At 67.6% G+C, this 11,649-nt stretch carries 7 protein-coding genes; 3 read left to right on the top strand and 4 right to left on the bottom strand.

From position 1 onward, the window contains the following. On the top strand, positions 1–1,435 hold a 1,435-nt coding region (locus tag AB4Z10_RS03425; protein WP_441468948.1), incomplete at its 5' end, for an aldehyde dehydrogenase family protein. Positions 1,436–1,492: 57 nt separating this feature from the next. On the opposite strand, the gene AB4Z10_RS03420 is transcribed toward AB4Z10_RS03425, so the two are convergent. Beyond that, entirely contained in the window at positions 1,493–2,506 is a 1,014-nt protein-coding gene (locus AB4Z10_RS03420; protein ID WP_441468947.1) for a zinc-binding alcohol dehydrogenase family protein, read from the bottom strand. A 99-nt stretch (positions 2,507–2,605) separates the two neighbouring features. Here AB4Z10_RS03420 and AB4Z10_RS03415 point away from each other — a divergent pair, with 99 nt between their 5' ends. After that, the gene (locus AB4Z10_RS03415; protein WP_441468946.1) at positions 2,606–2,968 is read left to right on the top strand and encodes a winged helix-turn-helix transcriptional regulator; all 363 of its coding nucleotides are present in this window, start codon (positions 2,606–2,608) and stop codon (positions 2,966–2,968) included. Between the two features lie 5 nt (positions 2,969–2,973). Here the strand turns inward: AB4Z10_RS03415 and AB4Z10_RS03410 are convergent, their stop codons facing one another. From AB4Z10_RS03410 to AB4Z10_RS03400, 3 genes are read right to left on the bottom strand one after another with little or no spacing between them, the layout of a single operon-like run. Continuing rightward, positions 2,974–3,852 (bottom strand): transglutaminase family protein, encoded by an 879-nt coding sequence (locus AB4Z10_RS03410; RefSeq protein ID WP_441468945.1) that lies wholly within the window; start codon positions 3,850–3,852, stop codon positions 2,974–2,976. Next, a complete protein-coding gene (locus AB4Z10_RS03405) occupies positions 3,849–6,371 on the bottom strand; it encodes a circularly permuted type 2 ATP-grasp protein (RefSeq protein ID WP_441468944.1) in 2,523 nt (840 codons plus the stop codon). The genes AB4Z10_RS03410 and AB4Z10_RS03405 overlap by 4 nt, the downstream gene beginning before the upstream one ends. 8 nt (positions 6,372–6,379) lie before the next feature. Then, on the bottom strand, positions 6,380–9,781 hold the full coding sequence (locus AB4Z10_RS03400) for a transglutaminase family protein (protein ID WP_441468943.1): 3,402 nt from the start codon (positions 9,779–9,781) through the stop codon (positions 6,380–6,382). A 232-nt stretch (positions 9,782–10,013) separates the two neighbouring features. On the opposite strand from AB4Z10_RS03400, the gene AB4Z10_RS03395 reads away from it, so the two are divergent. Then, positions 10,014–11,618: an ABC transporter substrate-binding protein gene (locus AB4Z10_RS03395; RefSeq protein ID WP_441468942.1), complete on the top strand. Its 1,605-nt coding sequence runs from the start codon at positions 10,014–10,016 to the stop codon at positions 11,616–11,618. Positions 11,619–11,649 lie beyond the last annotated feature (31 nt).

The following is an 11,649-nucleotide window of genomic DNA, read 5'->3' as shown; positions in this document are numbered from 1 at the left end:
CTTCAAGAACCTGATCGCCGGCGAGTGGGCCGGCGGGGCCAATGCCTCGCGCAACATCAATCCCTCCAACACCAACGACGTGGTCGGCGAATACGTCCAGGGCTCGGTCGAGGACCTCAACAGCGCCGTGGCCGCCGCCAAGGCCGCGTTYCCGGCCTGGAGCCGYACGACGCCGCAGGAGCGCTACGACATCCTGAAGAAGGCCTCGGACGAGATCCTCGCCCGCAAGGACGAGCTCGGCCGCCTGCTCTCGCGCGARGAGGGCAAGACGCTSGCSGARGGCATCGGCGAGGCGACCCGCGCCGGCCAGGTCTTCGCCTTCTTCGCCGGCGAATGCCTGCGGCTGGGCGGCGAGATGATCCCCTCGGTGCGCCCCGGCGTCGGCGTCGAGGTGACGCGCGAGCCGCTCGGCATCATCGGCATGATCACGCCCTGGAACTTCCCGATCGCGATCCCGGCCTGGAAGATCGCCCCGGCGCTCGCCTGGGGCAACTGCGTCGTCCTSAAGCCGGCCGACCTCGTGCCCGGCTCSGCCTGGGCGCTGGTCGACATCCTCCAGCGCGCCGGCCTGCCCAAGGGCGCGCTCAACCTCGTGATGGGCCGCGGCTCGGTCGTCGGCCAGGCGCTGCTCGAGCACARGGACGTCACCGCCATCTCCTTCACCGGCTCGGTCGCGACCGGCCGCAAGGTCGCGGCCGCCTGCATCGCCTCCAACCCGATGAAGAAGGTCCAGCTCGAGATGGGCGGCAAGAACCCGCTCGTCGTGCTCGATGACGCCGACCTCAAGGTTGCCGTCGAGGTCGCGGTCAACGGCGCCTTCTTCTCGACCGGCCAGCGCTGCACGGCGTCCTCGCGCCTGATCGTCCAGGCCGGCATCCAYGACAGGTTCGTCGAGGCCTGCATCGAGCGCCTCAAGAGCGTCGTCGTCGACGACGCGCTGAAGGCCGGCACCCATATCGGCCCGGTCGTCGACCAGAGCCAGCTCGACCAGGACCTGAAATAYATCCAGATCGCCAAGGACGAGGGCGGCAAGCTGGTCTTCGGCGGCGAGCTGCTGAAGCGCGACACCCCCGGCTTCTACCTCGCCCCGGCGCTGTTCACCGAGACCACCAACGCCATGCGCATCTCGCGCGAGGAGGTCTTCGGCCCGGTCGCCAACATCGTCCGCGTCAAGGACTACGAGGAAGCGCTCAGCCTCGCCAACGACACCGAGTTCGGCCTTTCGTCGGGCATCTGCACGACCTCGCTGAAGCACGCCACGCATTTCAAGCGCAACAGCGAGGCCGGCATGGTGATGGTCAACCTGCCGACGGCGGGCGTCGATTATCACGTGCCCTTCGGCGGCCGGAAAGGCTCCAGCTACGGCCCGCGCGAACAGGGCGCCTACGCCAAGGAGTTCTACACAACCGTCAAGACCGCCTATACGCTGGCCTGATCGCCTCGGAACCGATGAAGATTTGAGGGCCGCGCCAGAAGGCGCGGCCCTCGTCGTTCAGAAGCCTTCCAGGACGATCTTGCCTTTGGCGCGGTTGCTTTCGATCAGGGCATGCGCCCGCTTGAGATTGCTCGCGTTGATCGTGCCAAAATGCTCGGCCAGCGTCGTGCGGATCTGGCCGGCATCGACAAGCCGCGAGACCTCCGCCAGCAGCTTGCCCTGCTCGCCCATGTCCGCGGTCTTGAACAGCGAGCGCGTGAACATCAGCTCCCAGTGCAGCGACAGGCTCTTGCGCTTCAGCGGATTGGCATCGAGCGTCTTCGGATCGTCGATCAGGCCGAACCGCCCCTGTGGCGCCATCAGTTCGACGATACCCTCCAGATGAGTGTCGCTATGCGTCGTCGAGAAAACGAAGGCCGGCGCGCCGATGCCGAGCGCCGCGACCTGCGCCGGCAACGGCTTGGTATGGTCGATCACATGATGCGCGCCGAGTTCCTGCGCCCAGGCGCGGGTTTCAGGCCGTGAGGCGGTGGCGATCACCGTGACATCGCTGAGCTGGCGCGCGAGCTGGATCGCGATCGAGCCGACGCCGCCCGCGCCGCCGATGATGAGCAGGGCATGCGCCGCGCCGGGCACGGGCTTGCGGATGTCGAGCCGGTCGAACAGCATTTCCCAGGCGGTGATCGCGGTCAGCGGCAGGGCGGCGGCTTCGGCGAAGCCGAGGCTCCTCGGCTTGGGCCCAACGATACGCTCGTCGACGAGATGGAATTCCGCATTCGAGCCCGGCCGGTCGATCGCCCCGGCATAGAACACGGCATCGCCCGGCTTGAAGCCGGTCACCTCCGGCCCCACCGCCTTGACGATGCCCGCCGCGTCCCAGCCGAGCACGCTCGTCTGGCCTTCCGCCGGCTGGCTACGCACCCGGATCTTGGTGTCGACCGGATTGACCGAGATGGCCTTGACCTCGACCAGCAGGTCGCGCCCGGTCGCGACGGGCTCGGGCAGATCGATGTCGATCAGGCTGGTTTCGGCTGCGATGGGCAGTGACTGGCGATATCCGACGGCGCGCATGGCGTCTCTCCTGCATTGCGATGGAGTCGAGATGCGGATAACTGTCGATTGGCGCAAGAACGCACAATTTCAGCCTATAGTGTCGAAAAGGGTACTGTAATGCCGCCGCGTTTCAAGGAGCCCTATTGCTCCGCCGCTTGCCCGGTCGAAGCGACGCTGGGGCTGATCGGCGGCAAATGGAAAGGCATCGCGCTCTATCATCTGATGGGCGGAACGCTGCGCTTCAACGAGATCCGTCGACGGGTTCCGGGTGTGACCCAGCGCATGCTGACCACGCAGCTGCGCGAGCTGGAGGCGGACGGGCTGATCGTCCGTGTGGTCTACCCGGAAGTGCCGCCGCGCGTCGAATACAGCCTCTCGGCCAAGGGCCGCACGCTGGAACCGGTCATTCTGGCGCTGAAGGCCTGGGGCGAGGCGCACGCCCATGCGCCGCAACCTCGATCGGCCGCTCAGGCTGCCTGAAAGGCTCAGCCGACCGGGATGACGTCCACCGCGACACTGATCTTCTGCGTGCCGGGGCCGATCACCACGCCGTCGAGCGGGGACACGTCGGCGTAATCGCGCCCGATGGCGGTGACGATATGGTCGTCGGCAACGATCAGGTCGTTGGTCGGGTCAAGCCCGACCCAGCCGGTTTCCGGGCCGCACCAGACCAGGACCCAGGCATGGCTGGCGTCGGAGCCTTCGAGACGCTTCTCGCCGGGCGGCGGGATGGTGCGGATATAGCCGCTGACATAGGCGGCCGGCAGCCCGAGGCCCCGCAAACCACCGATCATGATATGGGCGAAGTCCTGGCAGACGCCGTGGCGCTGGGCGAAGGCCTCGGCGATGGGCGTGGTGACCTCAGTCGCCTCCGGATCATAGGTGAAGTCGCGCCGGATGCGCGCCATCAGCTCGCTGGCCGCTTCGAGCACCGGTCGCCTCGCGCCGAAGCTTTCGGCCGCATAGGCGATAACGGCCGCGACGGGGGGGACGAGCCGGCTCGGATAGAGGTGATGCGCTGGTGAATCCGGGGCAAGGCTGTTCGACGCCAGCGCGAGCTGTGCGACCTCCTCCCAGTTCCGGGTCAGGCCGGCATGGGGCGGGGTCTGCCGGTGCACCTCGATCCGGGCCCGCATCTCCACCTTCAGCTCGCGATGCGGCTTGGTGATCGTGATCGTGGTCATCCGGTTGCCGAAGAAGCAGATGCCGTCGCCGCGCTCGGCCGGCCGCGGCGAGATCGAGAGCTCGGCCTTGCGCACGATCTGGCCGGGGCCGTCATGCGGCAGGAGCCGCAGGATGCAGCGGGAGAAAGGCACCTGCCGGCTATAGCCATAGGTGGTGACATGGCGCAGTTCGTAGATCACGCGATGCCCGTCATCCGCGAGCCTTCCGGGCCGCTGTTCTGGAGAAAATAGCGGTCGGCGATCGCGCTGGAGACGCCCATCAGCAATTGCTCGAACAGCAGGATGCTGGTGCGGTCGAGCCGGCTGGCCTCGGTCGTGCGGCAATCGGCGGCCAGCCGCAACACCAGCCGGCGCGGCGCTTCCAGCATGCCGTCGTCGGAGAGCGCGGGCAGGGCGGCGATCTCGGCGTCGAGCCGTTCGATCTGGAAGGCGACCGAGCGGGGATTGTAGGGATCGAGCATCACCAGATCGAGCACCGGCTGCAGGCTGGCGCCGAGCAGGTAGCGCGAGCGGTAGGTGATCTGCGAATCCGTCAGGTCGAGCAGGGCGTCGAGGCTGTCGCCGGAGGCGTGACTGTCGGCGAATTGCCGGGCGAAGCGGCAGGTCGCGACGCCGCGCTCCAGGCGCCGGCCGATGTCGAGGAAGCGCCAGCCCGCGCCGCGGACCATGTTTTCCTGGCTCAGGCCCGAGAAGGCGGCGAGCGTCTTCAGCGCCCGGTCGGCGCTTTCGTAGGTCTCGCCTTCGCTCGGCTTGCGCCCTTCCTCAGGTACCAGCTGGCGCTGCAGGTCGCTGAACAGGCGCCAGGCATCGACCGAAAGGCGCTCGCGGATCACCGAAGCCGTGCGTCGGGCCTCCCGGATCGAGGCGGCCGCAGAACCGTAATCGTCCAGGCTGAAGAGCGCGGCGCGCGCCTGCGCCGCCGGATCCTTGTGCCCGGTGCCGCCGGGGGCGGCCCCCCAGGCGACAAGCATGCCCGCGAGCTGGCGGAGCGTGTCGCCGTGTCCCGGCGCTGGGTCCGGATCGATCAGCCGGCCGAGCAGGGCCCGTACCAGCCGCAGCGTCGCCTCGCCGCGCTCCAGATAGCGGCCGAGCCAGAACAAATTGTCGGCGGCGCGGCTCGGCAGCGTGCCGGTCACGCGCCGGATGCTGGTGCGGTCCGGCGTCGGCAGCAGGCTGAGCTGGGCAACCGGCTCCTCCGAGGTAATCCAGACATCGCTGGAGCGCACCCCGTTGCGCAGGCTGACCGCGCGTGCGTCGGGCTCGTCGGAGATGCGGCAGAAGCCGCCGGGCATCACCGCCCAGCCGTCGGGTGTCGCCGCGGCGAAGACGCGCAGCGTCATCGGATGCGGTTCAAGACGCCCGTTCTGGAAGACCGGCATGGTCGAGAGCCGCACCACTTCCTGCCCGACATAGTCCATGCCGCGCGCCTCGATGCGCCGACGTAGCGCCTCCCGCTCGGCCGGAGGTAGTTCGCCAGCCACGATCGGTGCCGTGTCCAGCCCGCCGCCGGCGCTGCGGAAGGCCGGCGCCACGCTCATCTCCTCGAGCCGGTCGAGGACGACCTCGCGCTCCGGCTGCTGGCCGCACCACCAGGTCGCGACGTTCGGCAGGATCAGTTCCTCGCCGGTGAGCTGCTCGGCCAAAGCCGGCATGAAACCCATCAGAGCGCGGGCCTCGACCACGCCGGAGCCGAGACCATTGGCGACATGGACATGGCCTTGGCGGACAGCCTCGACCAGCCCGGCCACGCCCAGCGCCGAGCCCGCATTGAGTTCGAGCGGGTCTGTGAAGTCGCCGTCGATCCGCCGCCAGATCACATCGGCGCGCTTGAGGCCGGCGATGGTGCGAACATGGACGCGGCCCTCCCGCATCAGCAGGTCGCCGCCCTCGACCAGCAGGAAGCCGAGATAGCGCGCGAGATAGGCCTGCTCGAAATAGCTCTCGTTGAGCGGGCCGGGGGTGAGCAGGCAGATGCGCGGCTCGACCCGCTTGGAGCGCGCCACGAGCCCGGCGCGGAAGCTCTGGAAGAAGGCCGCGAGCCGTTCGATGTTCATGCTGCGGAACATGTCCGGGAAGGCGCGGGCGAGCGCCAGCCGGTTCTCCAGCGCGTAGCCGGTGCCGGACGGCGCCTGGGTCCGATCCTGCAGCACCCACCAGCGCCCATCCGGGCCGCGGCCGAGATCGGCAGCGTAGAGCTGGAGCGTGCCCCCGCCCGGCGCGCCATGGAGCGGGCGCAGGTAGTCGGGGCTGCCGGCGACGACCGCGGCCGGGAGAAGCCCCTTGGCGATCAGCTCGCCCGGTCCGTAGATGTCGTCGAGCAACGTCGACAGGATCTCGGCGCGCTGCGTGACGCCGGCCGCGATCACCTGCCATTCCGCCTCGGGAATGACGAGCGGCACATGCGACAGTGGCCAGGAGCGCTCGCCGAAGCCCGGATCGTTGGCATCGATGTCGCCATGGACGCGATAGGACACGCCGGTGTCCCGAACATGCCGGTCGGCCAGCCCGAAGCGCTGCGAGAGCTCGCCCGGCGTCAGCGCGCACCATTCCGACAGGAACGGCTCCCAATGGGGCCTGACTTCGCCGGCCTCGTCGATGAACTCGTCGAAGGCCCCGGGCAGGGGGCGATAGCCGGCGAGCAGCGCGGCGCGTCGGTCTGCCCTGCTGCGTCCCGATCGGGTGCGGCCTTGCACTGCCATTCGCCTTGTCAGACCCCGGCTTGGCGCCTCAGATCCAGCGTGAGCGGAAATTCGGCGCTGCGCTCTTCCGGCGGAATCGCCAGAGCGCCCGGACTATGACCGATCGCTTCGAAACGCGCGAGCCGTCTTGCTTCCGCTTCATAGGAATTGACCGGGGGTGTCTCGTAATTGCGACCGCCGGGATGGGCGACGTGGTAGACGCAGCCGCCGAGCGAGCGGCCGGACCAGAGGTCGACGATATCGAAGGTCAGCGGCGCATGGACCGGAATCGTCGGATGGAGGCCGGAAGACGGCTGCCAGGCCTTGAAGCGCACGGCCGCGATCGCTTCGCCGGAGGTGCCCGTCTGTGTCATGGGCAGCCGCCTGCCGTTGCAGGTGATCAGGTGGCGGCCGGGAACGAAGCCCTTCGCCTTGACCTGCAGACGTTCCACCGAGGAATCGACGTAGCGCACCGTGCCGCCGATCGCCCCCTCCTCGCCGAGCACATGCCAGGGCTCCAGCGCCTGCCGGATCTCGATCTCGACGCCGCCATGCGCGACCTTGCCGAAGAAGGGGAAACGGAACTCCGCCTGCGCCTCGAACCAGACCGGATCGAAGGCATAGCCAGCGCGTTGGAGGTCGGCGAGCACCTCGCGAAAATCCTGCCAGACCAGTTCCGGCAGCATGAAGCGGTCGTGCAGGGCGGTGCCCCAGCGCACCAGCTTGCCTGCCTGCGGCTCGCGCCAGAACCACGCGATCAGCGCCCTCAGCAGCAATTGCTGCGCCAGCGACATCCGCGAATCCGGCGGCATCTCGAAGCCGCGGAACTCCAGCAGCCCGAGCCGTCCGGTCGGCCCATCCGGCGAATAGAGCTTGTCGATACAGATCTCGGTGCGGTGCGTGTTGCCGGAGACATCGACCAGCAGGTTGCGGAACAGCCTATCGACCAGCCAGAGCGGAATCGGCGCTTCGTCCGGTTTCGGCACCTGCGCCAGTGCGATCTCCAGCTCGTAGAGCTGGTCCTGCCGGGCTTCGTCGATGCGCGGCGCCTGACTGGTCGGGCCGATGAACAGCCCGGAGAACAGGTAGGACAGGGACGGGTGCCTGTTCCAGTAGAGCACGATGCTCTTCAACAAGTCCGGCCGGCGCAGGAAGGGCGAATCCGCAGGCGTCACGCCGCCGAGCACCACATGGTTGCCGCCGCCTGTGCCGGTATGGCGTCCGTCGACCATGAATTTCTCGGCGCAGAGCCGGGCCTGTCTCGCCTCCTCGTAGACGCCCTGCGTGATCGCCACTGCCTCGCGCCAATCGGCCGCGGGATGGATGTTGACCTCGATCACGCCGGGGTCGGGCGTGACCTTGATGACGCTGAGCCGCGGATCGACGGGCGGCGCATAGCCCTCGATATGGACGGGCAGGCCCGTCTCTTCGGCGGCAGCTTCGATTGAGGCGACAAGATCGAGGTAATCCTCCAGCCGCTCGACCGGCGGCAGGAAGACGCAGAGCACATTGTCGCGGATTTCGAGGCTGAGCGCCGTGCGCACATGCTCGCCGCCGATCTCCTGCTCGGTGCGCTGCTGGGCTGTACCTGCCACGCCGGGATCGACCTGGACGGACATCTGCGGCGGCGCTCCGAAGCTGGTCGGGGCCGCCGGCGCCGGTGGGCTTCCGGCGCCCGGCGCCGGCGCGGCCTGCGTGACGCCGGCCGGCGGCAGCGGCCCGCGCGGCTCCATCGGATCCTGCGGATGGATATGCGGGTATTCGGCCTTCGGTATGTCGGGAAGGGAACCGAGCGGTAATCGGTAGCCGACCGGTGAATCGCCGGGAACGAGGAACAACTTGCCGCGCCGCAACCGCCATTTCTCCGAGCGCCAGCGCCGGTCGTTGGCCGCCGCCTGCCAGCGCTGCACGGGGATGACGAAGCCGCGGGGATGGCCGAGACCGAGCTGGAAGACCTGCGCCATCCGCGCCCGCTCCTCGGGATCGGAGAGGCGGGAATCGAGCGGGTCGACGTTGTCGGGAAGCTGCGCCTCTTTCAGCAGCCAGTGACCGGTGTCCTCATAGGCCGGGATAACGTAGTCGGCGCCGAGGCCGAGATTGTCCGAAAGCTCCCTCGCCAACGCCTCGGCATCCTGGACGGTGGCGCCGGCTTCGAGCTCGCGGTCGCCGCCGGTCCTGGCGCCGGGCTCGCGCGCGATCAGGTCGGGATTGCGCCAGATCGGTTGCCCATCCCGGCGCCAGTAGAGAGCAAAGGCCCAGCGCGGCAGGCTCTCGCCAGGATACCATTTGCCCTGCCCGTAATGCAGCATTCCGCCCGGCGCGAAGCGTTCGCGCAGGCGCCGGATCAGCACGTCGGCGCGCTCGCGCTTGGTCGGTCCGACGGCGGCAATGTTCCATTCCGCGCCTGTCTGGTCGTCGATCGAGACGAAGGTCGGCTCGCCGCCCATGGTGAGCCGCACGTCCTGCGCCTGCAGATCGGCCTCGACCTTGTCGCCGAGCGCATCGAGCGCCTGCCAGGATTCATCCGAGAAGGGCAGGGTGATGCGCGGCACCTCGTGCACCCGCGTCACGCTCATCTGGAAGTCGAAAGTCGTCTCGGCATAGCTCGCCACACCCGAGACCGGCGCGGCCGAGCGATAATGCGCCGTCGCCGCCAGCGGCAGGTGGCCCTCTCCGGTGAGAAGCCCGGAGGTCGGGTCGAGACCAACCCAGCCTGCGCCGGGAATATAGACCTCGGCCCAGGCGTGAAGGTCGGTGAAATCCTTGTCGGTGCCGCGGGGGCCCTCCAGCGGGTCGACGTCGGCCTTCATCTGGACCAGGTAGCCGGAGACGAAGCGCGCGGCGAGGCCGAGATGCCGGAGCGCCTGGACCAGCAGCCAGCTCGTGTCGCGGCAGGAGCCGGACCCGATCGAGAGCGTATGCTCCGGCTCCTGCACGCCGGGCTCCATGCGGATGCCATAGGCGATGCGTTGCTGCAGGCGGGCGTTGATGTCGACGATGAAGTTGACGGTGTTGACCGGCTCCTTCGGCAGCTCCGCGAGGAAGGCTTCGAGCAGCGGCCCGGCCGGCTCCGTCACCAGATAGGGTGCGAGCTCGGCGCGCTGCTCCGGCGTGTAGGCGAAGGGAAAGATCTCGGCCTCCGCTTCGACGAAGAAGTCGAAGGGATTGATCACCGACAGCTCGGTGACGACATCGACCTCGATGCGGAATTCCCTGACGGGCTCGGGGAAGACGAAGCGCGCCAGCCAGTTGCCGGCCGGGTCCTGCTGCCAGTTCACGAAATGCTGGGCCGGCGTCACCTTCAGCGAATAGCTGTTGATCGCCGCCCGGCAATGCGGCGCAGGCCGCAGGCGGATGATCTGCGGCCCGAGCGTGACCGGGCGATCATAGGAATAGTGGGTGACGTGGTTCAGCGCGGCGATGATGGCCAAGGTTCGGCTCCCCGTGACGCTGGCAAAGGCGGAATCCGCCCACCGGGTCAGGTTAGCGAGCCGGCACGCGCGCGCAAGGCGGCCGGTGGGCAGGGTGGCGGCAGGCCGCAGAACCTCTGCCCAAGAGATGTGCATAATGGCGTGCGGATGGCCTGCGGTCGGCTGGACAGCCGCGCCGGACTGGTTGCAGATAGCGCGCAAGGGGCCATCGATGGCTCCAGAGACACGAACAATGGGGAATTCGATGCGTCACGTAGCCAAGTTGATGGCGGCTTCGGCCTTTGCAGCCCTGATGTCGACAACGGTCGCCTTCGCGCAGACGCCGAAGGATACGATCGTCATGGCCAAGCAGATCGACGACATCATCACGCTCGACCCGGCCGAGGCTTTCGAATTCTCGGGTGTCGAGGTTGTCGCGAACGTCTACGACAAGCTGATCAACGTCGATATCGCCAACAACAACGCGCTGGTGCCGGATCTCGCCGAGAGCTGGACCGTCAGCCCCGACAGCCTGACCTACACCTTCAAGCTGCGCAAAGGCGTCAAGTTCCACTCCGGCAACCCGCTGACCGCTGCCGACGTGGTCTACTCGATCCAGCGTGCGGTGACGCTGAACAAGTCGCCGGGCTTCATCCTGCGCCAGTTCGGTTTCGTCGCCGAGAACGTGCTCGAGAAGGTCAAGGCTGTCGACGAGAACACCGTCCAGATCACTGTCTCCAAGCCCTTCGCGCCGACCTTCTTCTACAACTGCCTGACCTCCGGCGTCGCTTCGATCGTCGATTCCAAGCTGGTCAAGGCGAATGAGAAGGACGGCGACTGGGGCAATGCCTGGCTGAAGCTCAATTCCGCCGGCTCCGGTGCCTACAAGGTCCGTGCCTACCGCCCGAACGAGCAGTACACGCTCGACGCGAATGAGAGCTGGTACAAGGGCGCGCCGAAGAGCAAGCGCGTCGTCGTGCGCCATGTCGCCGAGCCGGCCTCGCAGCGTCTCCTCGTCGAGAAGGGCGACGCCGATATCGCGCGCAACCTCTCCAAGGATCAGCTCGCGGCGGTCAAGGGCAACGACGCGATCAAGATCGTCCAGGGCGACAAGGGCTACATCCTCTATCTCGGCCTGAACCAGAAGAACCCGAACCTCGCCAAGCCCGAGGTGCGGGAAGCGCTGAAGCTGCTGGTCGATTACGCCTCGATCGAGAAGAACATCCTCGAAGGCACCTACAAGGGCCATGAATCCTTCCTGCCGCAGGGTTTCCTCGGCGCGATCTCGGACAAGCCCTACCAGCTCAACGTAGCCAAGGCGAAGGAACTGCTCGCCAAGGCAGGCCTCGCCAACGGCTTCACCGTCACCATGGACACCCGTTCGGTTGCGCCGATCACCGATATCGCCCAGGCGATCCAGGCAACCTGGGCCCAGGCTGGCGTCAAGCTCGAGATCATCCCGGGCGACGGCAAGCAGACCCTGACCAAGTACCGCGCCCGCACCCACGACATCTATATCGGCCAGTGGGGCCCGGACTATCTCGACCCGCACACCAATGCCGAAACCTTCGCCATCAACGAGGACAATGGCGAGGATGCGAAGTCGAAGACGCTGGCCTGGCGCAATGCCTGGGATATCCCGGCAATGACCAAGGTCACGCAGGGCGCGGTGCTGGAAGCCGACGCCGCCAAACGCAAGGCGACCTATGAGACGCTGCAGCGCGAGCATCAGAAGATCTCGCCCTTCGTCATCATGTTCCAGCAGATCGAGGTCTCGGCCGAGCGCAAGAACGTGAATGGCTGGGTCATCGGACCGAGCTCGGACACCAACCGCTACGCGACCATCGTCAAGAACTGAGGTTCGTGACGCAGGAGACCCGCCCCGGCCC

The organism is Allobosea sp. RAF48, assembly GCF_052114025.1.
Classification (GTDB): domain Bacteria; phylum Pseudomonadota; class Alphaproteobacteria; order Rhizobiales; family Beijerinckiaceae; genus Allobosea.
The sequence above is the reverse complement of the archived record's forward strand: the minus strand, read 5'-3'. Positions and strand labels throughout refer to the sequence as shown.

Bases quoted from the DNA above. Each gene is read 5' to 3' on its own strand.
- AB4Z10_RS03420 (WP_441468947.1), bottom strand. From the start codon at position 2,506: ATGCGCGCCGTCGGATATCGCCAGTCACTGCCCATCGCAGCCGAAACC.
- AB4Z10_RS03415 (WP_441468946.1), top strand. From the start codon at position 2,606: ATGCCGCCGCGTTTCAAGGAGCCCTATTGCTCCGCCGCTTGCCCGGTC.
- AB4Z10_RS03405 (WP_441468944.1), bottom strand. From the start codon at position 6,371: ATGGCAGTGCAAGGCCGCACCCGATCGGGACGCAGCAGGGCAGACCGA.
- AB4Z10_RS03395 (WP_441468942.1), top strand. From the start codon at position 10,014: ATGGGGAATTCGATGCGTCACGTAGCCAAGTTGATGGCGGCTTCGGCC.